The organism is Vibrio sp. V12_P9A6T4, from assembly GCF_963874835.1.
In the GTDB taxonomy this organism is placed as follows: Bacteria; Pseudomonadota; Gammaproteobacteria; order Enterobacterales; family Vibrionaceae; genus Vibrio; species Vibrio anguillarum.
Window position 1 is genome coordinate 117,031 of record NZ_CAWNJO010000082.1, and the last position, 23,680, is coordinate 140,710.

Annotated in this window: 22 protein-coding genes, 1 tRNA gene, 2 rRNA genes and 1 other RNA gene; 12 read left to right on the forward strand and 14 right to left on the reverse strand. The window is 44.0% G+C overall.

Features of this window, described 5'->3' with window-relative positions; genetic code table 11:
• Nucleotides 1–10 precede the first annotated feature (10 nt).
• Together AACQ42_RS13705 and AACQ42_RS13710 are read right to left on the reverse strand one after the other, a co-directional pair.
• Nucleotides 11–484, reverse strand: coding sequence for a protein YgfX (locus AACQ42_RS13705; RefSeq protein ID WP_339366643.1), 474 nt, complete (start codon nt 482–484; stop codon nt 11–13).
• A complete protein-coding gene (locus tag AACQ42_RS13710; protein WP_010319812.1) occupies nt 408–668 on the reverse strand; it encodes an FAD assembly factor SdhE in 261 nt (86 codons plus the stop codon). The genes AACQ42_RS13705 and AACQ42_RS13710 overlap by 77 nt, the downstream gene beginning before the upstream one ends.
• A gap of 147 nt (nt 669–815) precedes the next feature.
• Here AACQ42_RS13710 and ygfZ point away from each other — a divergent pair, with 147 nt between their 5' ends.
• Nucleotides 816–1,787 carry a tRNA-modifying protein YgfZ gene (ygfZ, locus tag AACQ42_RS13715; protein ID WP_094145837.1) on the forward strand — a complete coding sequence of 324 codons (972 nt, stop codon included), beginning with the start codon at nt 816–818 and terminating at the stop codon, nt 1,785–1,787.
• A 639-nt stretch (nt 1,788–2,426) separates the two neighbouring features.
• Complete coding sequence (locus tag AACQ42_RS13720) at nt 2,427–2,633, forward strand: DUF1107 domain-containing protein (protein WP_010319814.1); 207 nt, start codon at nt 2,427–2,429, stop codon at nt 2,631–2,633.
• Nucleotides 2,634–2,707: 74 nt separating this feature from the next.
• Here the strand turns inward: AACQ42_RS13720 and AACQ42_RS13725 are convergent, their stop codons facing one another.
• The 3 genes from AACQ42_RS13725 to AACQ42_RS13735 are packed head-to-tail and all read right to left on the reverse strand — an operon-like array spanning nt 2,708 to nt 5,719.
• Nucleotides 2,708–3,937 (reverse strand): FAD-dependent 2-octaprenylphenol hydroxylase, encoded by a 1,230-nt coding sequence (locus tag AACQ42_RS13725; RefSeq protein ID WP_013856022.1) that lies wholly within the window; start codon nt 3,935–3,937, stop codon nt 2,708–2,710.
• Between the two features lie 12 nt (nt 3,938–3,949).
• Nucleotides 3,950–5,131, reverse strand: a complete 1,182-nt coding sequence (gene ubiH, locus AACQ42_RS13730) for a 2-octaprenyl-6-methoxyphenyl hydroxylase (protein ID WP_029388457.1) — start codon at nt 5,129–5,131, stop codon at nt 3,950–3,952.
• A gap of 12 nt (nt 5,132–5,143) precedes the next feature.
• Entirely contained in the window at nt 5,144–5,719 is a 576-nt protein-coding gene (locus AACQ42_RS13735; RefSeq protein ID WP_017046479.1) for a YecA/YgfB family protein, read from the reverse strand.
• A gap of 243 nt (nt 5,720–5,962) precedes the next feature.
• Between AACQ42_RS13735 and AACQ42_RS13740 the strand changes: the two genes are divergently transcribed.
• The 5 genes from AACQ42_RS13740 to serA all read left to right on the forward strand — a co-directional run bounded on the left by AACQ42_RS13740 (nt 5,963) and on the right by serA (nt 9,283).
• The gene (locus AACQ42_RS13740) at nt 5,963–6,271 is read left to right on the forward strand and encodes a cell division protein ZapA (protein ID WP_010319818.1); all 309 of its coding nucleotides are present in this window, start codon (nt 5,963–5,965) and stop codon (nt 6,269–6,271) included.
• A 20-nt stretch (nt 6,272–6,291) separates the two neighbouring features.
• Nucleotides 6,292–6,476, forward strand: a non-coding RNA gene (gene ssrS / locus AACQ42_RS13745) — 6S RNA.
• Between the two features lie 2 nt (nt 6,477–6,478).
• Nucleotides 6,479–7,069: a 5-formyltetrahydrofolate cyclo-ligase gene (locus AACQ42_RS13750; RefSeq protein ID WP_047691486.1), complete on the forward strand. Its 591-nt coding sequence runs from the start codon at nt 6,479–6,481 to the stop codon at nt 7,067–7,069.
• A gap of 64 nt (nt 7,070–7,133) precedes the next feature.
• Complete coding sequence (gene rpiA, locus AACQ42_RS13755; protein WP_010319820.1) at nt 7,134–7,790, forward strand: ribose-5-phosphate isomerase RpiA; 657 nt, start codon at nt 7,134–7,136, stop codon at nt 7,788–7,790.
• 263 nt (nt 7,791–8,053) lie between these two features.
• Entirely contained in the window at nt 8,054–9,283 is a 1,230-nt protein-coding gene (gene serA / locus AACQ42_RS13760; protein ID WP_026028313.1) for a phosphoglycerate dehydrogenase, read from the forward strand.
• Between the two features lie 82 nt (nt 9,284–9,365).
• On the opposite strand, the gene ilvN is transcribed toward serA, so the two are convergent.
• From ilvN to AACQ42_RS13790, 6 genes are all read right to left on the reverse strand, one after another.
• The gene (ilvN, locus tag AACQ42_RS13765; protein WP_010319822.1) at nt 9,366–9,860 is read right to left on the reverse strand and encodes an acetolactate synthase small subunit; all 495 of its coding nucleotides are present in this window, start codon (nt 9,858–9,860) and stop codon (nt 9,366–9,368) included.
• Nucleotide 9,861: 1 nt separating this feature from the next.
• Entirely contained in the window at nt 9,862–11,601 is a 1,740-nt protein-coding gene (locus AACQ42_RS13770) for an acetolactate synthase 3 large subunit (RefSeq protein WP_013856017.1), read from the reverse strand.
• A gap of 431 nt (nt 11,602–12,032) precedes the next feature.
• Nucleotides 12,033–13,841: an AMP-dependent synthetase/ligase gene (locus AACQ42_RS13775; RefSeq protein ID WP_176429641.1), complete on the reverse strand. Its 1,809-nt coding sequence runs from the start codon at nt 13,839–13,841 to the stop codon at nt 12,033–12,035.
• A gap of 197 nt (nt 13,842–14,038) precedes the next feature.
• On the reverse strand, nt 14,039–14,998 hold the full coding sequence (gene leuO / locus AACQ42_RS13780) for a transcriptional regulator LeuO (protein WP_026027287.1): 960 nt from the start codon (nt 14,996–14,998) through the stop codon (nt 14,039–14,041).
• Nucleotides 14,999–15,341: 343 nt separating this feature from the next.
• Nucleotides 15,342–16,388, reverse strand: a complete 1,047-nt coding sequence (locus AACQ42_RS13785; RefSeq protein WP_170889510.1) for an MJ1255/VC2487 family glycosyltransferase — start codon at nt 16,386–16,388, stop codon at nt 15,342–15,344.
• Nucleotides 16,385–16,918 carry a phosphatase PAP2 family protein gene (locus AACQ42_RS13790; RefSeq protein WP_017042702.1) on the reverse strand — a complete coding sequence of 178 codons (534 nt, stop codon included), beginning with the start codon at nt 16,916–16,918 and terminating at the stop codon, nt 16,385–16,387. Before AACQ42_RS13790 ends, AACQ42_RS13785 begins: the two co-directional genes overlap by 4 nt.
• 459 nt (nt 16,919–17,377) lie before the next feature.
• On the opposite strand from AACQ42_RS13790, the gene leuA reads away from it, so the two are divergent.
• The 5 genes from leuA (at nt 17,378) to AACQ42_RS13815 (ending at nt 23,086) form a co-directional block, all read left to right on the forward strand.
• Entirely contained in the window at nt 17,378–18,925 is a 1,548-nt protein-coding gene (gene leuA / locus AACQ42_RS13795; protein WP_094165141.1) for a 2-isopropylmalate synthase, read from the forward strand.
• A gap of 73 nt (nt 18,926–18,998) precedes the next feature.
• Complete coding sequence (leuB, locus tag AACQ42_RS13800; protein WP_019282467.1) at nt 18,999–20,090, forward strand: 3-isopropylmalate dehydrogenase; 1,092 nt, start codon at nt 18,999–19,001, stop codon at nt 20,088–20,090.
• 59 nt (nt 20,091–20,149) lie between these two features.
• Entirely contained in the window at nt 20,150–21,571 is a 1,422-nt protein-coding gene (gene leuC, locus AACQ42_RS13805; protein ID WP_094165143.1) for a 3-isopropylmalate dehydratase large subunit, read from the forward strand.
• Nucleotides 21,572–21,585: 14 nt separating this feature from the next.
• Nucleotides 21,586–22,188: a 3-isopropylmalate dehydratase small subunit gene (gene leuD / locus AACQ42_RS13810; protein WP_013856008.1), complete on the forward strand. Its 603-nt coding sequence runs from the start codon at nt 21,586–21,588 to the stop codon at nt 22,186–22,188.
• Nucleotides 22,189–22,300: 112 nt separating this feature from the next.
• Nucleotides 22,301–23,086 carry a DUF547 domain-containing protein gene (locus AACQ42_RS13815; RefSeq protein WP_013856007.1) on the forward strand — a complete coding sequence of 262 codons (786 nt, stop codon included), beginning with the start codon at nt 22,301–22,303 and terminating at the stop codon, nt 23,084–23,086.
• 40 nt (nt 23,087–23,126) lie between these two features.
• Here the strand turns inward: AACQ42_RS13815 and rrf (AACQ42_RS13820) are convergent.
• From rrf (AACQ42_RS13820) to rrf (AACQ42_RS13830), 3 genes are all read right to left on the reverse strand, one after another.
• Nucleotides 23,127–23,242: ribosomal RNA gene (gene rrf / locus AACQ42_RS13820) — 5S ribosomal RNA — on the reverse strand.
• A gap of 31 nt (nt 23,243–23,273) precedes the next feature.
• A tRNA-Thr gene (locus AACQ42_RS13825) sits at nt 23,274–23,349 on the reverse strand.
• A gap of 67 nt (nt 23,350–23,416) precedes the next feature.
• Nucleotides 23,417–23,532 (reverse strand): 5S ribosomal RNA (gene rrf, locus AACQ42_RS13830).
• Nucleotides 23,533–23,680: the final 148 nt, after the last annotated feature.

Consider the following 23,680-nt stretch of genomic DNA (forward strand, 5'->3'; position numbering starts at 1 on the left):
AAAGGAGCATTTATCGCTCCTTTATTGTTGGTGATTGGTTATGGGTAACCTGCCGAAGCTGCACCAATAAGCGGCGATAATCCGCTTCCACACAACTGTCGCGCCACAACAGATAGCGCTTACCTTGTTGTGCATAAATGATCAACACCATAAACGCAAACTGTGTAGAAACCTTTTCAATGGACAGGTTCTGGTCGGCACATTGCCACTCACCGTGACTCGTGAGCTTGAATTGGCCGATTAAGCTAGGGACTAACAGTGAGGTACTCTTTTGCGCCGTGATAAGAGGTGCGTAAAATAAGGGGAGCGTTACAAGTGGAATCGGCGATATCAATAATGCCCACACGGCTATCATCAAAAAAATGAAGTTAGTAATGCGGGCAAAATGGGAAGGAAATAATACGAAATTAACGCACTTTGCTGAGGTTGTGGGCAACAATTTTATCCACCATGGCCGCATGCCCAAGATTTTCGCTACGACCATGCCCCATGATCCAAGTAAATAGATCAGGGTCGTCAGACTCAAGTAGGGAAACGAAATCTCGTTGCTCATTTTCATTCAGAGAATCAAAGCACTCTTCAAAGAACGGCATCACAACCACATCGAGCTCTAACATTCCACGACGGCATGCCCACTTGATTCTTGCTTTTTCTTCAGTGGTGTACATCGGTTTTCCTCACCTTATGTTTATTTGCGTTGAGTGTATCAACTGGATGAAGATACAACTAGTAGATGAGTCACAGTCCCTGTTCAAGCTGACAAAAAAAAATTTCCGGATTAACATGGGGCTCAAGATTCTCTTTAGGTAACGACTATGGACTGGCAAAACACATTGACACCTCTCGCAGTAACCGCCAATGACTCACTTCCACCACTGATGCTGACTCATCTTGCATCCTGGGGCGCTATCATCATTTCAGGCAATGATAAAAAAGCCTATTTGCAAGGCCAAGTGACCTGTAATGTCGTCACTCTTGAACCAACACAGTCAACCTTAGGCGCCCATTGTGATGCGAAAGGCAAAGTGTGGTCCGTCTTTCGCCTGTTCCATCATCACGATGGTTATGCGATGTTCCAGCCTTTATCAGCGATAGAGGCTGAATTAAGAGAGCTGAAAAAATACGCTATTTTTTCTAAGGTCAATATCAGCCAGAGCCAAGACGTCGCACTGGGTGTTATGGGCGAACAAGCTGAGCAATATATCAACACATTAACGGCGGATGAAGGTGAGGTGCGTTTGATTGACGGTGGTAGCGCCATCAAAATTTCATCCCAACGTTGGCTATTACTTGTTTCAGAGCAAACCGCGCAACAGCTCATGACGCAAAGTGAAGCTCTGAAAGTCACCGAGGAAACGTGGACTCGCTTTGATATCGAAGAAGCAGTCCCCGTCCTTGGTCAAGCGGATCAAAATGAGCACATACCGCAAGCCGTTAATCTTCAGGCCTTTAATGGTATCAGCTTTAATAAAGGGTGTTACACAGGCCAAGAAACCGTCGCTCGCGCTAAATATCGAGGTATTAATAAGCGTGCAATGTACATCCTTCAAGGCAACATTGAGCAACCGCTAAGTAATGATCAACCAATCATGATCGAACGCTCAGTTGGAGAAAACTGGCGTAGTGCTGGGCAATTAATGGTTCACTACACGTTTGCTGATAATACCGCTATCGGTTTAGTGGTGTTACCAAACAATCTCGAGCCAGAAACTGAGTTTCGTCTTGCTAGCCAACCAAACACTCGTTGGTTTATGCAAGCTCTCCCCTACTCTCTTACTGACGAATAAGCTTCTTCCTCATGTTAACCATGCGCCTCTTTACGAGGCGTATGCTTTCTAACACTCGCCTATCTCGAATAAATTTCAGGAAAAAGAATGCAATAATGTAATCCATTACATTGGCACGTGATCGCTCTCTAAATCACACAACATCAAGGGTGAATTTTTAGTCATCCTTGAAACATAAATAGTCATCAGGTTTATTTTGACGTACTCTTAACAATGCTGGTCAGGGCAAACGAAAAGTTGCCCTGACCAGCAAAAAAGTGAATCCACTGATTGTTTCAGGACATCCACTTTTTGTGTAATGCATCTGTGACTATTCGCCCGCCTATTATTTAAGCGGGCTTTTTTTTAGGCTATTCTTAACCAAAATTTAACACTTTCCATAAACAGCAGCTATTCTTTAAAGTGTAATATTTGTCGTGCTTAATATGCACCAAGTGAATGGTGCACTGAGCATTTTTTGTTAGCACTATTTTGAGGAGATAATCACGCAAACATGGGTATTTATCCAACATTTTGCCTACGGCAGCACAAATATCCAAAAGGGTCACCAATAACTGCATATTCCTCTATGGCAATCACACTATTAGAGGCGCAATTTATTTATAATTTGCAGTGTTAGAATAACAGAAGGATCGAAGTATGAGACTGTTTAAGCGCTATACGCCAGGTATGATAGCTAAACACGTAAGTCGGCTTTTTAAAGGAAGAATCTATATTTACGGGGTTGGAAAATTTGAATTCGATAATGGCAAACTGATCTTGCCAGAGCGCGCAGACAAGCGCCACTTTCAGACGGTGAAGGAAGTGAATCAGGAAATCATGAGACTACGCTGCGCCTACGCATAATACGAGTTTCATTAAAGAATTTTAAAAGGGTTGGCCATAAGCCAGCCCTTTTGCCATCATTAGGTTAATCACTGTTAGGGCTCAAGCAGCACCATTTTACTCTTGGCAAGATCAGGTAAATCACCTTTTAAACCCAGTGCTCTTTTCATAATCTCATCTTTGGCTCCAGGAAGTTGTCCAGCCAACTGCATGCCAATGCCACGGATCAGTTTCTTCGCCGGGTTATCACCTTCAAAAAGATCTTTGAAACCTTGCATCGCGGCAATCATTTTGGCGGCTTCTGTTTTTCGCCAACGTTCATAACCTCGCAAATTTTTGAGCAAGCCAATATCTTCACCTTGATGCCACAACGCGAGTAGTTCTTGAGCTAAGCTTGCAGCATCAAGTAAACCTAAATTAACACCTTGCCCGGCTAGCGGATGGATGGTGTGTGCCGCATCACCAACGAGTGCGATTCGTTGTAAAGCAAAATCTCGGGCATAACGCATTTTAAGTGGGAAAGCAGCACGTTCACCGACCACCTCACACAAACCTAAACGATGATCAAACTCAGCGGTCAGTATCTTATTGAATTCGAGCTCAGACAGGCTGAGCAAGCGCTGCGCTCGGTTGGGCTCTGTAGACCAAACGATTGAGCTCATATGAGGATCAGACATAGGTAAAAAGGCCAGCGGACCTTGTGGTGTAAACACTTGCCTTGCCGTCGATTGATGTGGTTCCACCGTGCGGACATTTGCCACTAGCGCACTGTGTCCATAATCCCAATGGGTTAATGGAATGTCTTGCTGCTGACGAACCCAAGAGTTTGCGCCATCGGCTCCTACTATCAATTTTGCGGTGAGTGATTGACCATTATCGAGCGTTAGCCACGCTTCACTTTCTCCGACAGCCAGCGATTGACATTGAGCGGGCATAAAGAGTGTCACATTCGCTTGCTTTTGTACTTGTTCGAGTAAGGCTAATTGAATGACGCGATTCTCAACAATGTGTCCCAGATCCGGCTGAGTCATTTGATTGGCACTAAATTCGATCCGCGCAAAACTATCGCGTTCCCACACTTCCATCGCCGAATAAGGCGCAGAGCGACGAGAAATGATGCCTTGCCATGCACCAAGGTTTCGCAACATGATTTCACTGGAACGGCTTAAAGCGGAGACTCGCACATCCGGCAGCTCTGCAAGTTCAAGGCTGGGTACTCGGCCCTCAATCACGGCGATGCGCAGTTCGCTATGCTTTAATGCGGCGGCCAGTGCAAGGCCAACCATTCCGCCACCCACAATGACAATATCGACACTTTGCATCATATACAGACCCTTTTATCTATTCACTACGCCAAGCGTTCGGCGCAGTAGCGGCATTTTCAGCCACGGTAAATTATCCATCATCATGAGGCCTACATTGCGACCAATACGAGTGGTTAGCCAATCATTGGAAAAGAGATGCACCAGGGATGATGTCAGCTTAATGGTGGCATCACGATCCGCTTCTCGGCGTTGGGAAAAAGCCTGTAAGCCGTGATAGCAGCCAACATCGGCTTGCTGCTTGATAAGCTCATCCGCCAAGCTTGCCACATCTCGAATACCTAAGTTAAAACCTTGTCCCGCAATCGGATGTAATGTCTGAGCGGCATTGCCCACAATGGCAAAACGATGTGAAATGTTCTGCTCTCGATAACGCAGTTGTAATGGATAGCAGGCACGAGTGCCCACTTTATTCATTCGCCCTAAACGCCAACCAAACGCATCTTGAAGCTGTGCTAAAAAACCCTCATCACTGAGTGAAAAAACTTGCTGGGCTTTCGCGGGAGGTAAACACCAAACTAAAGAGAGTCGATTATCACTCATTGGTAATAACGCGACAGGACCATCGGCGGTAAATCGTTCAAACGCCCGTCCTTGATGAGCTTTTGAGCTCACAACGTTAGCAATAACCGCGACCTGTTCAAAATCATGCTCTTGTTGGATGAGGCCGATTTGCTCGCAGCAGGTCGATATCGCCCCATCGGCTGCGACCAATAACTTAGCTTGGATCGTTCGTTGATCGTTAAGGGTGACAGTGACCTTATCCATACTGCGTTCCACTTGCTGAACCGCGCTTGGGCAAAATAACTCAATATGCGGGCTCTGCTGCATTTTTTGCGCGTAAATCTGCCCAACATCGGCTAATTCAACCACGTAACCTAATGCTTCTAAATCGAGTTGCTGACAAGTGATATCGGTCATCCCAATATGAGACCGATCCGACACATGAATATGTGTAATTGGGATGGCGACCTCTTGCAGCGACTGCCACAAGGAGAGATTTTGCAAAATTTGTACGCTACCGTGGGATAAAGCAATTGAACGCGAATCAAAGCCGGGATGGGCGAGCTTACCATCCAGCGGGTGCGCTTCGACCACAGCAATCGCAAGCTTTCCTTGAGAAAGCGTATCTAAGGCCAACGCCAGTGTTGCACCGGCCATCGCCCCACCAGCGATAATCACATCAAATTGCTTCACAGTCATCTCTCTTTAATGCACGGTCGGCTGAGTTTCTTGTAGAGGTTTGATACCAAATTCAGCATGAATTGTTAACACACAAGCTTTTATATGCTCGATGACGTGTTCCAAAAGTTGAGCTTGCTCATCCAAGTCATCCTCTTCATCGATACCGAGCTTGGCAATTTCTTCTAGATCAGCCAAGGCCTCTTTAGTCTCTGCGGACGCTTTTTTCAAAACAACCCCAATCAAGCCAAGCCCAGAAATAAAGTGATTTACCCAGTCGGCTACGCCATCAGCCAAATCAAATACACTGGCACTCGCCTCTTCATCTGGCAACAGTAGTGACAACTCCATCCCGCTACCAGTGAGCTCTTCGATTGTAAAGGTGAGTACTTGTTCAGCCAATGTCAACGGACGATCTGGCCAACCCATACCTTCGTTAGTGTAATCAAAAATAAGTGGCTGCCAGCTCTTATCATTTAAGCCCAGACCACCGGCCAGCATGCCCGTTAGCAACCCATGCAACTCAGCAGGGTTAACCGCAAGTGCTGCAGATTGAAGGGCAGTGGCAAGAGAAAGATAATCCGGTAGTTTTTTTTCGCTCATGGGAAGCTCGTAATAAAATCAAATAAGCGCGATCCTACCACTTAGCTTCCAATGCGAAAATGCTCAAAGCGTTAATTGTGGGTAGCTTTTACTCAATTTGCCTAATAACTGTGTTTTTAGTCCCTCATTTTTTACTGCTCGCTTTGAAAAGCTTGAATCTTAGGGCCGCTTTACCTATAGTTTCCACCTCGATGGGCATGTGAGTGGCACCATCTTAGACAGCGCGATAAGAGTTCATCCATCATGAGTAATCAAGCGGTAGACGTAGAAATTTTAGGAAAATTGACTCGTGTGAATTGCCCTGCGGGACAAGAGCAGTCTTTAATCCAAGCGGCGCAAGATCTTGATAACCGATTGAAAGAGATGGCAGAGCGTACTAAAGTTACCAATGAGGTAAAGCTACTCACGATTGCTGCGCTCAACATTTGTTATGAATTGCAAACCAAAAACAATGAGAGCCTAGGCCAACAAAATCAATTAACCGAGCGCATGGAACAGCTCGCTGCATCTCTTGAAGATGCCATCAGTAAAGTGAAGCTAGGACAGCAGTAGTCTTTACCAGCGTAACCAAATTTACCCTAGAGTGTTTGTCAGCCGGATTTAAGTCCCTGAGCCGATAAGCAACACCAAAGGGTTAGTACTTGGTAGCTATTGAGCAAGCTCGGCTCGTACCGAGAAGCCTGCGGTTACCATTGCTGATCCGCCTTGAACCAGCTGGTTCAAGGGCCAAAATCCGCAACGGCACTCTGGGGTATCCTTATGCAAAACACTCGACACACACTTCGTCAAGTCATCCGCCAGCGGCGTAAACAGCTATCACCTACGCAGCAAAAACACGCTTCAATTGAACTTGTCTCTCGTTTTTCAACACTGCCTGAAGTTTTAACGAGTCAGCACATTGCCCTCTACTTAGCGACCGATGGTGAGCTTGAAACACAACCGCTCATAGCGTGGTTATGGCAACAAGGCAAACAGACCTATCTTCCCGTTTTACACCCCTTCTCGAGTGGGAATTTATTGTTCTTGCGCTATGATGCTCAAACCATAATGACGCGAAATAAATACGGCATTGCCGAACCCAAGCTCAACCAAACATTGATCAAACCAGTAAATGAGCTAGATATCATCTGCACACCATTGGTGGCCTTTGATCAAACAGGGCAAAGGCTCGGGATGGGTGGCGGCTATTATGATCGTACGTTAGAAACTTGGTTTAAAACGGGTAAAGGTGCCCTACCCATAGGTTTAGCTCATGATTGCCAACAAGTGACTCATCTGCCGAGCGAAGCATGGGATATACCTTTACCTCAAATAGTGACTCCAAGCCAAATCTGGCAATGGGAATCATAAATTATTGAGGCTATAATCGCCCCGCAACATTACCGTCACTATAAATCGATATCAGGAGATTGGCATGACTCAAGATGAAATGAAAAAAGCCGCCGGCTGGGCCGCACTCAAATATGTAGAAAAAGGCAGCATCGTTGGTGTGGGTACGGGTTCAACGGTGAATCACTTCATTGATGCGCTGGGTTCGATTAAAGATGATATTAAGGGTGCGGTTTCAAGTTCTATCGCCTCAACAGAGAAGCTAAAAGGCCTAGGTATTGAAGTGTTCGACTGCAATGATGTTGATCAACTCGATATTTATGTTGATGGCGCAGATGAAATCAACCCTGCGCGCGATATGATCAAAGGCGGCGGCGCTGCGCTCACTCGAGAAAAAATCGTTGCCGCGATTGCGGATAAATTCATTTGTATCGTTGATGGTACAAAAGCGGTCGATGTTCTAGGTCAATTCCCACTTCCAGTTGAAGTGATCCCAATGGCGCGCTCTTATGTGGCACGTCAACTGGTGAAACTTGGTGGTGATCCAGCCTATCGCCATGGAGTAATAACGGATAACGGTAACGTTATCTTGGATGTGCACGGATTAAAAATTACTGATGCCAAAGCATTAGAAGATAAAATTAATGGGATTGTCGGCGTAGTAACCGTTGGTTTATTCGCTCACCGAGGTGCTGATGTCGTCATCACTGGCACGGAAAATGGTGCCAAAATCGAAGAGTAAGTCACAAAATAAGGCTACTTTCCGTTATTTCATTACAAACGACACCCATGGGTGCCGTTTTTCTTCGCTATGCCCTAGAAAATCATGCCTTATTTCGTAATTTTCTTACCCAAAACAAAAAAAGTTTGTTACTTTATTGGTCAGAAGACGCACAAGGAAAACGTTTGTCTTCCAACAAAATGGTTAATCTTCCTCTTTACATTAGCCCTTTTGCTTTATGTGCGCCGTGTTTGCCCACCTTCCCATTTTTAAGGACGAGAATAATGGCCAAAGTTTCACTCGAAAAAGACAAAATCAAAATCTTACTCCTCGAAGGGCTACACCCTTCAACGGTTGAAGTACTGCAATCTGCCGGTTACAGCAATATTGAGTATCACAAAGGTTCTCTGGGTGATGAACAACTGCTCGAAGCGGTGAAAGATGCTCACTTCATCGGAATTCGTTCGCGCACTAATTTGACCGAAGCGGTAATCAACGCGGCAGAGAAGTTGGTTGCTATCGGCTGCTTCTGCATTGGCACCAACCAAGTTGACCTGAATGCAGCCGCAAAACGCGGGATTCCTGTCTTTAATGCACCATTTTCAAATACTCGTAGTGTTGCTGAACTCGTTTTAGGCCAAACACTGCTACTACTGCGTGGGATTCCTGAAAAAAATGCATTGGCGCATCGTGGTATTTGGAAAAAAAGTGCTGATAACTCTTATGAGGCTCGCGGTAAACGCTTAGGTATTATTGGCTATGGCCACATTGGCACCCAGCTCGGTATCATTGCCGAAAACCTCGGTATGCAAGTCTATTTCTATGACATAGAAAACAAACTCTCACTCGGTAATGCAACGCAAATACATACGATGAGCGAGCTACTGAATAAATGTGATGTCATTTCTCTGCATGTGCCTGAAACTCCAGATACTAAAAATATGATGGGTAAAGAAGAGTTTGCACGCATGAAGCCTGGCTCTATCTTTATCAACGCAGCACGCGGAACGGTAGTCGACATTCCCGCACTCTGCGATGCATTGGCATCAAACCATCTAGCTGGCGCGGCAATAGATGTATTTCCAGAAGAACCCGCCACAAACTCTGAACCTTTTGAATCCCCACTGATGCATTTTGATAATGTCATTCTGACACCGCACATTGGTGGCTCAACTCAAGAAGCACAAGAAAATATCGGTATTGAAGTAGCCGGTAAGTTGGCAAAATATTCAGATAACGGCTCAACCTTATCAAGCGTGAACTTCCCTGAAGTATCACTGCCAATTCACCGTGATAGTTCGCGTTTACTGCATATTCACGAAAACCGTCCGGGTATTCTGACACAAATCAACACCATCTTCGCCGAAGAAGGGATCAATATCGCCGCTCAATATTTACAAACGTCAGCGGATATCGGTTATGTAGTGATTGACGTAGAAACCGCTCGCTCTGCGGAAGCTCTGACTAAGCTGAAAAGCATCAGCGGCACCATTCGTGCGCGTATTCTTCACTAAGCACTTCTCCAGTAAAAGCACCAAACGACAAAAAGGCCACACAAAATGTGGCCTTCCTTATTTCGATAGGGAGCTCGGTAAATTAAGCTTTAAGCGCTCGCTCCCCGCGAGCAATACCTACCACGCCACTTCGCGCGACTTCGATTACTTCAGTGACTTCCGACAACGCTTGAATAAAGGCATCGAGTTTTTCGCTGGTTCCGGCAAGCTGCACAGTATATTGCGCCGCAGTGACATCCACGATCTGCCCACGGAAAATATCAGCCGTACGTTTCACTTCGGCACGCGCAAAGCCGCTAGCTTTGACTTTCACCATCATCAGCTCACGTTCAATGTGTTCGCACTCTGACACTTCTTGCACTTTAAGCACATCAATCAACTTATGCAGTTGCTTTTGAATTTGTTCAAGTTGCATTTCATCGGTCTTAGTAGTGATGTTTAAGCGTGATAATGTTGCATCATCGGTTGGTGAAACCGTTAGTGATTCAATGTTATAACCACGTTGAGAAAATAGACCAACAACGCGAGACAAAGCACCCGATTGGTTTTCCATTAATATTGAAATAATGTGTCTCATATTATGTTCTCTCCGTTTTGCTTAACCACATTTTGTCCATCCCTTCGCCTTTAATTTGCATTGGGTAGACGTGCTCCGTTTCATCCACATTAATATCAACAAAAACCAATCGATCTTTCATATCGAGTGCTTTTTTAAGCCCGGCTTCAAGTTCATCAGGCTGTGAGATACGGATGCCAACGTGGCCATAAGCTTCTGCAATTGCTGCAAAATCGGGAACAGAACTCATATAAGAATTAGAGTGACGTCCTTGGTAAATAATATCTTGCCACTGTTTTACCATGCCAAGAAAACGGTTGTTTAAGTTAATAATTTTCACTGGAATATCATATTGCAACGCGGTGGAAAGCTCTTGGATATTCATTTGAATACTGCCATCCCCAGTGACAATCACTACCTCTTCTTCTGGCATGGCAAATTTAACCCCCATTCCAGCGGGTAAACCAAACCCCATGGTGCCCAAACCGCCAGAGTTGATCCAACGACGAGGCTTATTGAATGGATAATAAAGTGCGGCGAACATTTGGTGCTGACCAACATCGGAGGCCACATATGCGTCTCCATTAGTCAGTTTATGTAAAGTTTCAATCACTTGCTGCGGCTTAATGCGTTCGCTGGATTTCTCATAAGCTAGGCATTGGCGGTCGCGCCAGCTTTGGATATCTTGCCACCATAGTTCAAGCGCCTGCGAATCATTACAGCCACCTTGCTCAGAGAGCAATTGCAGCATAGTTTCCAGTACTTGTTCAGCTGATCCCACTATCGGCAGATCGACTGGCACATTTTTAGAGATCGACGAAGGATCAATGTCAATGTGCATGATCTTAGCGTTCGGGCAATACTTTTCTAGATTATTGGTTGTACGGTCATCAAAACGCACGCCAATACCGAAAATCAAATCCGCATTGTGCATCGCCATATTGGCTTCATACATGCCATGCATTCCAAGCATGCCTAACGCATTTTTATGAGTCCCAGGGAAAGCACCAAGCCCCATTAACGTGCTGACTACGGGTAAATTGAGCGTTTCAGCCAGTTGTAAAATGTGCTGATCTGCGCCTGAAATAACAGCGCCACCGCCAATGTACAATACGGGTTTTTTGGCTTCTAACAACGCTTTTAGCGCCTTTTTAATTTGCCCTTTATGACCAGAAGTAGTTGGGTTGTATGAGCGCAGTTTGATCGACTCAGGATACGTGTAAGGGAGTTTGATCTGAGGATTCATCACATCTTTAGGCAGATCGATCACGACCGGCCCCGGGCGCCCTGTTGAGGCAATATAAAAGGCTTTCTTAATGGTTTCAGGAATATCTTCAGCTTTTTTTACAAGAAAACTGTGTTTGACGATCGGACGAGAAACCCCAACGATGTCACATTCTTGAAACGCATCGTTACCAATGAGGTTATTTGGCACGTTGCCTGAAATAACAATCATTGGAATTGAGTCCATGTAAGCGGTAGCAATCCCTGTGACGGTATTCGTCGCCCCTGGGCCAGAACAAACAAGTACCACACCCGTTTTTCCGGTTGCTCGAGCATAGCCATCTGCCATGTGCGTGGCCGCTTGCTCGTGGCGAACAAGGACATGTTTAATTTGGTCGGTTTTTGCGTGCAGCGCATCGTAAATATCAAGAACGGAACCACCTGGGTATCCAAATATTTGCTCTACACCTTCTTCGATCAGAGATTGAACCACCATCTCTGCGCCAGATAACATCTGTTGATTGGATTGCGTTGCCATTTTTTCTCCTTACCAGTACCCAACACATGGTCAGTCAATGGGCCTGGTTTTACATAGTTTAGGGCTTATTTGTAGCCTAATTCGAAAACTTTCCACTTTCGGCTATGTCTTGCTTTTGTCATAACAAAAAACAAGGTAACGCAACAACTGTAACTCTTTCTTATCATCGGGTCGAACGCCAAACAGCGCACACTTTGGCAAATGTTTGGTTAAATGGAATTTTATTAGGTAACTATCGTAAAACTGGCATTAAAAACAGCTCAATCCATGAATAATTAGCAAAAATAAAGCAAAAAATATTACCATGCAGCAATGTAACGTTATGAGGAAGCGAGGTTTAACTTCCGTCGTAATATAAAAAATCCCCCACGCTTTATCTGAAAAGCAAGTGGAGGATTTTTAAACAATGAAAAAACTATCTTAAGATAATCTTACTCACCTTTAGTCTTTTCTTTGTACATTTCCTCGATTTCATCTTGGTAACGATCACTAATGACTTTTCTACGCAGTTTCTGAGTCGGCGTCAGCTCACCTTTATCCATTGAAAAAGCCTTAGGTAATAATTTAAACTTTTTCACCTGCTCAAATTTGGCTAGCTCTTTTTGCAAATCATTGACTCGTTTTTCCAACATCTCAACCACTTGGTTGTTCTTGATAAGCTCTAATCGGTCATGATATTTGATGTTGAGCTCTTTGGCGTAAACCTCCAAGCTGTCATAACAAGGTACAATTAAAGCCGACACAAATTTACGTGTGTCAGCAATCACCGCAATCTGTTCAATAAAATGATCTTTACCAATCGCTCCCTCAATAACTTGTGGCGCAATGTATTTACCACCGGAGGTTTTCATCAGCTCTTTGATACGATCAGTGATGAAGACATTACCTTGCTCATCAATGTGCCCAGCATCTCCTGTTTTGAGAAAACCTTGTTCATCGAATGCTAACGCCGTTTCTTCAGCCATTTTATAGTAGCCGCGCATAACCATTGGTCCGCGAACAAGAATTTCATTGTTGTCACCGATTTTGACCTGAGCTCCTGGCATCGACATGCCTATTGAATCAGGATTAAAACACCGATCATCCCAACAAGAAACCGTTGCTGTGGTTTCCGTCATGCCGTAGCCCAACTTCACGTTAATGCCAATGGCATGGAAAAATCGGCCGATGGTTTCATCTAATTTCGCGCCGCCGCAAGGCATGAAATTAATCCGCCCACCAAGCAATGCACGCAATTTAGACAACACGATTTTATCCGCTAATGCGTAACTCTTTTTCAGCATGAAGGATGGCTGGCGCTTTTCTTGATGGCAAAGAGCCATCTTAGCCCCCATATTGACCGCCCAAGTAAATAGCACTTTTCGATGCAACGGCGCTTTCGAGACTTTTTCGTGAATAGCGGAGAAAATTTTCTCGTAGAAGCGAGGAACGGCACACATTACCGTTGGCTTTAGCTCACTCAATGCATCACGTACTTGCATCGTATCCTGCAAATAACAGTTAGTCGCACCGCTGTAAAGAATGTAAAAAGTCCACGCCCGTTCAAACACGTGTGACAATGGTAAAAAACAGAGTGACACATCATCCTTAGAGATGTTTAACCGCTCATCATGCCCTTCAAGCTGAGCGCCAATATTACGGTAATCAAGCATCACACCTTTAGGTTGACCTGTGGTGCCAGAGGTATAGATGAGCGTCAGCAGATCATCCATATTCGCCTGTTCAAGGCGAGACTCTAATTCCGCTTGCTGGCCATCTGTATTTTGTTCAATAAAAGTCTGCCAATGGATGCCATGTTGAAAACTTTTTAGATCAATGCCATCACTCATGGCGACAATTAATTCAAGCTGTTCGCACTCATCAAAAAAATCCAGTGCCGCATCGTATTGTGCCTGTTCACCGACAAAGAGCACTTTGACATCAGCATCTTGAATAATATAACTGGCCTGCGCTGGCGTATTAGTTGGATAAATAGGTACCGTAACGGCTCTTAACTGCAAAGTAGCCAAGTCAGCTATTGTCCACTGCGGCATGTTATTCGAAAAAATCCCGACTTTATCTTGGATTTTTATACCTTGCGTTAAAAGTGCAAGTGACATCGCATCGATACGTTGACCAAATTGCTTCCAGCTGATCCCATGCCACTCTTTCTCTATTTTGTGTTTTAGAGCAATGCACTCGCCACCTTTGACAATCTGTTCACGAATTCTTTTTACGATATGGAAATTTAAATTGGGCATCTTTTTTACCTGTAGCTTACACATGTAAGCTTTTTGAGCGCACAAGTGTACATTTAGAAGCAAAAAAGGCAACTGACGGATGTCAAAGTTATCAATTAATTCTACAGACAAAAAAGCCCTGAATGGATATAACCAATTCAAGGCTCAAAGAGGAGTATCACTAAGTTTAGATCACAGTACAAATTAACGGGTAAACGTTAGTTTAATGCAACAACTTCGCCGCAAATCATCATTAACTGATCACGCAGCCAAATATGGCCTTTGTCTTTTTCACTAGACTCATGCCAACTGAGATAACCACTGATTTGACCATTTGCAAATGGGAAATCGAGGATTTGTAACTGATCTCGGTTAGCCGCATTCTCAACCATCCAACGAGGTGCAATCGTCACCAACTCAGATTGTCCGACCACATAAAGCACATTGCTCAAACTGGTCCCTTCATAATAAGGAACACAGTCTAATTCGCGGTATGCTTGCTCAGAAAAGCTACGTTGCCCATGGATGCGAGATAACTTCGCATGCTTTTCAGCTGTTAGGCTATCAGCGTTAACAGAGCCATTGATGCGTGGATGAGACTTAGATGCCACCACCACTAATTCATCTTGGAAAATTTCCGTACTGGAGAAACCTTGCTCATCAAAACGCGCGTAATCAATCACAAAATCGATCTCTTGGTAACGCATACGCTCGGCTAACAAACGGTTAAATTCCGCATCAAGATGAAGTTGGACCAAAGGCGCTTGTTCATGAACTGATGACATAATTTTCGGCGCGAAACGCATATCACAAGGACTGCAAATCGCTAATTTAAATAAGCGTGTTGATGTTTCAGGAGAAAACACCGAACTTGGCAGTTCATTACGGATTAATTGCAGTGCTTGACGCATCGGACCGAACAGTTGACGTGCACGTTGAGTAGGTTGAATACCTCGCCCTTGTCGCATAAACAGTTCATCATTAAACATTACCTTCAAACGCGCTACAGCATTGCTGACTGCTGGCTGAGACATACCCAAATTATGAGCGGCACGGGTAATATTTTGCTCTTGCATTACTGCATCAAAAACCGTCAGCAGGTTTAAATCTACACCACGTAATGTGCTTTCCATGCGGTAACTAGCAATAGCGCTCATTGCATCTTTTTTATCTAACATTTTTGGGACGCCTCTTGTTGTTATCGTCAATACCGTAAAAGTAATTTTTTAGAATAGATAACCTGCCATTTATTATATTTACCCAGACACAACTGGGTGGAGGCTACTATCTGCTAAGCATTTATCGATTGGCAACAAGATTGATAAAATATCAGTTTTTTTTATCCAAACAAAAAGATTGTCCTTATTTATCAGTACGATGTATTTTTATAAAAAACCATAAAACAGAAAAATTTATGCATTTTATTCAAAACATTGAATCAAGTGATGAATAACAAGCCTTCACCTTGATACATTCACCAAATAAATTAATTACGTCAAAATTCAAAGCATTTCGTCAATATTAGCTAAATGACACATAACTAGGGAAATCAACCTGTCGCCATAAAGACTGGCTCAGCTCTTTATGATTATCCCATTTGCCATTTTGTACCCATTCAACCAAGGCTTTCGCTACATTAGGATAGACAACGCGCTCGACCTGTTTTTCATCCAACCAACGGCGTAACTCCGACGGGTCCAAAAACTCCATAGATGCAGCAAGCCCGAGATTCTCAAGAGTGGCAACGTTACTTTGCTGCTCAAATTGACCCGATAGTGGCTTAAGTAGCAGCTTTTTACCCAATGAAAGTGCTTCTGATGGTAATTCAAAGCCACCATTAGCAATCACGCCATCGCAGCAATGCAAGTGATATTGAAAATGGGTATGACATAAGGGACGCAGCTCAACATTTTCAACGGATTGCGCTTCCATTAAGGAAGGGTGATAACAAATAAATGCTTGATTTGAAAAACGAAAAAGCAACTCAAGAATATCATCAACATGCTCAAATGGAAGATAGACCAAAATGAAATGCTCGTTAGACGTATGCTGCTCTGAACGATAGATAATCGGAGGAAGGATCGGTTGATCAAAATGATACCAATGTAAACCGACGTGGTAATTGGCAGGTGCAAACTGTTGAATAATCTGTTTATCCAGCCAACTTGCCCCTTTCAAAGGCACATTATAACGAAATGCATTTTGATGACTTATCCCAATACACGGAATACCTTGCTGTTTAGCCGCCCATGCCGATACTGGTTCAAAGTCATTAATGACCAGATCATACGGAGACAAATCGAGGTTTTTTGTCTCACTCACGAAAGTCAGCAAATTATTATTCAGCGCCGTTTTAACGTAATTTACGTGTCCCTGTTCAGTTTCAAAAGTAAAACCGCGCCGAGTTTGGTAATCACCGAAACTTTCCATCGAAAAGTATTTCTCTTTTTCACGTCCAGAAAAGAGAAATTGCACATCAATTTTGGCTTCTTTCAACGCTTCACTCATCACTCGTGAACGAGCAATATGGCCATTTCCGGTGCCTTGGACACCATACAGAATTTTCAAAAGCCTCTCTCCACCAACCACAAAGCAAATCTTGCGCTGCTTACACCAAGCAGCGCGCCAATCACGATATCCGTCAAGAAGTGAACCCCAAGTAGGATGCGAGATACGCCAATTAAGCCAGCCCAAACCAAGACAAAAGCATCGCTATGAGGATAGAAGTGGCCAATTAATGTCGCCATAACAAACCCTGCAGCCGTATGACCAGAGGGCAAACTGTAGCGATCCGAAGGGGTAATAAAGGCAATGAATGAAGGAGAAAACTCTTCAGGGCGACGACGCTGAAAGCTATTTTTCAATCCCCAATAAATAGGGAGTTCAATCGCGAAAGCGGCCAGTCCAGCCATTAAGAATAGCTGGCCATTAAGCGGGTCTAAATACCAAGCTAAAGCACCAATCAACGCATACAAATGCCCATCCCCAGTATGGGAAATAGCTTTGCTGATCTGCGCTACAGGCTGATTAAAACGATGCTGTAAACAAAATAGCGAAAATGCTACGTCAAACTTAACAATTTGTCCGATGGCACGCATGAGCGACTCCTGTCATTCCATAAACCTCTTACGCTCTAAACGTAGAAGTTTAAAATGACAAATACGTGACTGTTTGTTGGAGAATGAATGAATTTAACCGATGACAAACGTTCTTGCGTGAAAACATTCCGTGCTACAAAAAGTGATCCTCTCTGCCAATTCTGCTCATTTTTACCGCTTTTGACTAAAACTGATCCGATATGAATAAAAAAACAACTTAATGGTTGACGAGTTAAGTCGAGTACGGTACTAATTTGTTAACTTAATCTTGTGGAATGTTACGAATGACTATCCGTTTTTCTATCCTGCTGGGCCTGCTCCTTATCGTGAACCATTCGCGCGGGTAGGTTGTGGAAGAAAAACACCACACAAGATGACAAGAGCCCGCACTGAGATGCGGGTTTTTTTATAACTATATTTAGGAAGTAAACGATTAACCATCGGTGCAAGGGAGCAAACATGAATAATCAAGTCATTATATTCGACACCACATTACGTGATGGCGAACAAGCTTTGTCAGCAAGCTTAACCGTTAAAGAAAAACTGCAGATTGCTTACGCATTAGAGCGCCTTGGTGTTGATGTTATTGAAGCAGGTTTTCCAGTTTCCTCCCCAGGTGATTTTGAATCGGTCAAAACGATTGCCAAACACATTAAAAATAGCCGCGTCTGCGCACTTTCACGCGCGGTAGCAAAAGATATTGATGCAGCGGCCGAAGCTCTGAAAGTCGCCGATGCTTTTCGTATCCATACGTTTATTTCAACCTCAACCATTCATGTGCAAGATAAATTGCGCCGCAGTTATGATGATGTGCTCGAGATGGCAGTCAGTGCGGTGAAACACGCCCGTAACTACACCGATGACGTCGAATTTTCCTGTGAAGATGCGGGCCGAACGCCCATTGATAATCTCTGTAGAATGGTCGAAGCCGCAATTAATGCCGGAGCTAAGACCATCAATATTCCAGACACGGTCGGTTATACTGTTCCTAGCGAATTTGGTGGCATTATTCAGATGCTGTTTGAGCGAGTCCCTAACATAGATAAAGCCATTATTTCCGTTCATTGCCACGATGACTTGGGAATGTCAGTCGCAAACTCGATTGCCGCTGTACAGGCTGGCGCAAGGCAAATAGAAGGCACCATCAACGGTATTGGTGAGCGCGCTGGTAACTGTTCACTGGAAGAGATCGCGATGATCATCAAAACTCGTCAAGAATTCCTCGGCGTACATACTGGTTTAAAGCATGATGAGATCCATCGCACCAGTAAGTTGGTCAGCCAACTGTGCAATATGCCGATTCAAAGTAACAAAGCGATTGTCGGTGCCAACGCATTTAGCCACTCATCAGGCATTCATCAAGATGGCATGTTGAAAAACAAAAACACTTACGAAATCATGACTCCAGAGTCAATTGGCCTAAAAAACCAAGCGCTGAACTTAACGAGCCGCAGTGGCCGCGCCGCAGTAAAAAGCCATATGGATAGCATGGGTTACAATGAAAACGAATACAACCTCAATGCCTTGTATGAAGATTTCTTAAAATTGGCAGATCGTAAAGGCCAAGTGTTTGACTATGACTTAGAAGCTTTGATGCACTTTTCAAATCTGCGTGATGAAGACGATTTCTACAAATTGAACTATTTGGGTGTTCAATCAGGCAGTGTTATGGCGACCACCAGTATTAAATTGCTTTGTGGTGATGAAGAAAAATGTGAAGCTGCCGTTGGTAATGGCCCTGTCGATGCGCTTTACCAATGTATTTACCGTCTAACTGGCTATGAGATCGTATTGGATAAATTTGACCTTACCGCCAAGGGCGAAGGTGAAGATGGACTCGGGCAAGCCGATATTATTGCCAACTACAAAGGGCGAAAATATCACGGTACAGGCGTCTCTACGGATATTGTCGAAGCATCAGGACAAGCCTTGTTGCACGTAATCAATAGCATTCATCGTGCCGATCAAATTGCAGAAATTAAACAAAAGAAAGTGGCAACCGTTTAACGTACCTAGATTAGAGCTTTTAGTCTTTAGAGCTCACTGGGGCAAGCAAATATAAAAATAGTAAAGGACTAACATGACAGACAAAACATACAAAATTGCCGTTCTTGCAGGTGATGGTATCGGCCCAGAAGTAATGCAACAAGCACACAAGGTATTGGATGCGATTGAAAAAAAACATGCTATCCGGTTTGCCAGAGAAGAACATGATGTCGGCGGGATTGCGATTGATAACCACGGTTGCCCGCTGCCTGAAAGCACCATTAAAGGATGTGAAGAAGCAGACGCCGTATTGTTTGGTTCCGTAGGCGGCCCTAAATGGGAGCATTTACCACCCAACGACCAACCAGAACGCGGCGCACTCCTACCGCTTCGCAAACATTTTCAACTGTTTTGTAACTTGCGTCCTGCTCAAATTCACTCCGGCTTAGAAAGCTTTTCTCCTTTACGATCCGATATCTCCGATCGTGGCTTCGATATTGTGGTTGTTCGGGAATTGACTGGTGGTATTTATTTTGGCCAACCCAAAGGACGAGAAGGCGAAGGGGCAAATGAAAAAGCATTTGATACCGAAGTTTACCACCGCTACGAAATCGAACGCATTGCAAAAATAGCGTTTGAGTCCGCACGATTACGTCGTAAAAAAGTATGCTCAGTCGATAAAGCGAATGTATTACAAAGCTCTATCTTATGGCGTGAGGTCGTGGAAGAGATCGCAAAAGATTATCCGGACGTCGAGCTTTCACACATTTATATCGATAATGCCACTATGCAGCTCATTAAAGATCCCTCTCAATTTGATGTCATGCTGTGCTCTAATATTTTTGGTGACATCATTTCCGATGAATGCGCCATGATCACAGGCTCAATGGGCATGCTACCTTCCGCTAGCCTTAATGAAAGCAATTTCGGTCTCTATGAGCCAGCAGGTGGCTCTGCACCTGATATCGCAGGAAAGAACATCGCTAACCCAGTAGCACAAATTCTTTCCGCCGCTTTAATGCTACGTTATAGCTTAGGCGAAGAAAGTGCCGCTCAAGCTATCGAAAATGCCGTATCAAAAGCGCTTACCGCAGGCGAACTCACCGCAGATCTTGCCAGTGGTAAAGCGGCACTTTCAACCTCTGAAATGGGCGATAAAATTGCCAGCTATATTTTAAACTCATAATTAGTAGGACTAGGCTCGCCTAGTCCTTTATAAAGCTCAAAGAGCTCAAGGAAGAAGCAATGTCGCAAGCAAAAACCTTATACGAAAAAATTTATGATGCCCACATTGCGGTGTCAGCTGAAGGGGAAACCCCCATCCTTTATATCGATCGTCATCTCGTTCATGAAGTGACATCGCCGCAAGCATTTGATGGTTTACGCGAAAAGGGACGTAAAGTTCGTCAGACGAGTAAAACATTCGCTACCATGGACCATAATGTTTCAACCACCACAAAAGACATTAATGCCTCGGGTGAGATGGCTCGAATCCAAATGGAAACATTGTCCAAGAACTGTGCTGAGTTTGGCGTAACACTCTACGACTTAAATCATAAATACCAAGGCATCGTTCATGTCATGGGGCCAGAATTAGGTATTACTCTTCCCGGTATGACCATTGTCTGCGGTGACTCGCACACAGCAACACATGGCGCATTTGGCTCGTTAGCGTTTGGCATCGGTACATCAGAAGTTGAGCACGTACTTGCAACCCAAACATTGAAACAAGCTCGCGCTAAAACGATGAAAATTGAGGTGACAGGCAAAGTCGCTCCAGGCATCACCGCTAAAGATATCGTGCTAGCCATTATAGGTAAAACAACGGCGGCCGGTGGTACAGGCTATGTCGTTGAATTTTGTGGTGAAGCGATTACCGATCTTTCAATGGAAGGTCGTATGACGGTGTGCAATATGGCGATTGAGCTTGGGGCAAAAGCCGGTCTTATCGCCCCTGATCAGACTACTTTCGACTACATTAAAGGTCGCAAGTTTTCTCCTCAAGGAAACGATTTAGAATCCGCCATTGAATACTGGGCAACGCTAAAAACCGATGATAATGCCAAATTCGATGCAGTCGTTACCCTAAATGCCGCGGACATCAAACCACAAGTAACGTGGGGCACAAACCCAGGCCAAGTAATTGCTGTCGACGAAACCATTCCATCTCCCGATAGCTTTAGTGATCCTGTCGAAAAAGCATCAGCAGAAAAAGCACTGGCGTATATGGGACTGGAAGCGGGTAAATCCTTATCAGACTACAAAGTGGATAAAGTTTTTGTCGGTTCTTGCACAAACTCTCGCATTGAAGATATGCGAGCAGCAGCTCAAGTCGCGAAAGGTAAAAAAGTCGCACCACACGTTCAAGCATTGATTGTTCCAGGTTCAGAGCAAGTTAAAGCGCAAGCAGAAGCGGAAGGCTTGGATAAAATATTTATTGAAGCGGGTTTTGAATGGCGCTTGCCGGGCTGTTCAATGTGCTTGGCTATGAACAATGACAGGCTCGGTGCAGGTGAACGCTGTGCATCAACATCCAACCGCAATTTTGAAGGCCGCCAAGGTCGAGATGGCCGCACACATTTAGTCAGTCCTGCAATGGCCGCCGCCGCCGCCATCGCTGGACACTTTGTCGATATCCGTAATATTCATTCTTCAACACTCAACTAAACAGGGGATCACCAATGTCAGGTTTTAAACAGCACACAGGTTTGGTCGTTCCTCTTGATGCAGCGAACGTCGATACAGATGCCATTATCCCTAAGCAATTTTTACAGAAAGTAAATCGCACTGGTTTTGGCAAACACCTTTTTCATGATTGGCGTTTTCTAGATGATGCAGGTCAACAACCTAATCCAAATTTTGTCATGAATAAACTTCGCTATGAAGGAGCGAGCATTCTACTTGCTCGTGAAAACTTTGGGTGTGGTTCTTCACGAGAACATGCCCCTTGGGCTTTAGCGGATTACGGCATCAAAGCCATGATTGCACCCAGTTTTGCGGATATTTTTTATGGTAACTCAATCAATAACCAAATGGTTCCAGTCCGCCTTACAGAGCAAGAAGTTGATGAAATATTCCAATTTGTTGAAGGAAATGAAGGTGCTCAACTAACTGTAGATCTTGAACGAATGGAAGTTAAAGCCAATGGAAAAACATACTCATTTGAAATTGATGAATTTCGTCGCCATTGCTTACTTAATGGATTAGACAATATCGGTTTGACGCTACAGCACGAAGATAAAATCGCTGATTATGAAACAAAAATTCCTAGCTTTTTGAAATAGCGAGTATCGATTTAATTTCCAGAGGTTGGTGTAGATGCACCAACCTTTTATTTTATCTGAAATTTATCAATCCCTACCTAGGTCATATAACCTATGAGATGAGAGGTAAACGATGAAATATCTATTAACGCTATGTTTGACACTCGGGTCAACGAATGTATTTTCTGCTCCTAAATCACAACTATGGGATTATTGGAACTCTAGTAATGAAGAAAATACACAAGCCATTTCACATCAAATTTGGCAGACAACACTTGATACTTATCTAATCCAAGAAAATCACAACAACCTCTTCGATTATCAAAGGGTCAACTCAAAAGATAAAGAGCAATTAGAGCTCTATATTTCACAATTATCAGCCCTTGATCCAAGAGAGTATGCAAAGCTGGAACAATATGCTTACTGGGTCAACTTATATAATGCCTTAACAGTTAACTTAATCGTCGATCATTACCCAATACCATCCATCACTAAACTGGGAGGATTTTTCTCATTTGGCCCTTGGGAACAAAAGATCATTACCATCAATCAAAAAGAGCTGACTCTCAATGATATTGAACATCGAATTTTAAGACCTATTTGGAAAGATCCTCGAACCCATTATGCGGTCAACTGCGCAAGTCTTGGCTGCCCAAACTTACAAAAGCAGGCTTTCACAGCAGAAAATACTGAATTATTACTGGAGAAATCAGCCACTGAGTTTATCAATAGCGAAAAAGGAGTAAAGGTCACCAATGATAAATGGGTTCTGTCTTCTATTTATGACTGGTTTGCTGAAGATTTTGGAACGAAACAGCAATTATTTGAGCACTTAGTGCAGTATAACAAGGCACTAAAAAGCGAGAAAAAGAGTATCAGCTATCACTATGATTGGACATTGAATGATACGAATAGATAGAAAAAAACCTCAGCATTTCTGCTGAGGTTTCGTAATTCAAACCTGGCGATGTCCTACTCTCACATGGGGAGACCCCACACTACCATCGGCGCTGTTGTGTTTCACTTCTGAGTTCGGCATGGGTTCAGGTGGGTCCACAACGCTATGGTCGCCAAGCAAATTCTTTTAGCTTATAGAGCTATAAAACTGGTGCTGATACCCAGAATCGAACTGGGGACCTCATCCTTACCAAGGATGCGCTCTACCGACTGAGCCATATCAGCACACTCTATCTTGTGTCACAAGTGACTAAAAAGCCCGCTCTTACAAACGGGCTCTTATAAATTCAAAGCCTGGCGATGTCCTACTCTCACATGGGGAGACCCCACACTACCATCGGCGCTGTTGTGTTTCACTTCTGAGTTCGGCATGGAATCAGGTGGGTCCACAACGCTATGGTCGCCAAGCAAATTTCTTAATTCGGAAAGCTGCTTCGTTCTCATTCACACATTCAATGTTCTTCAATTGAGCCCACAAAACCCCTTCGGTGTTGTATGGTTAAGCCTCACGGGCAATTAGTATTGGTTAGCTCAACGCCTCGCAGCGCTTACACAC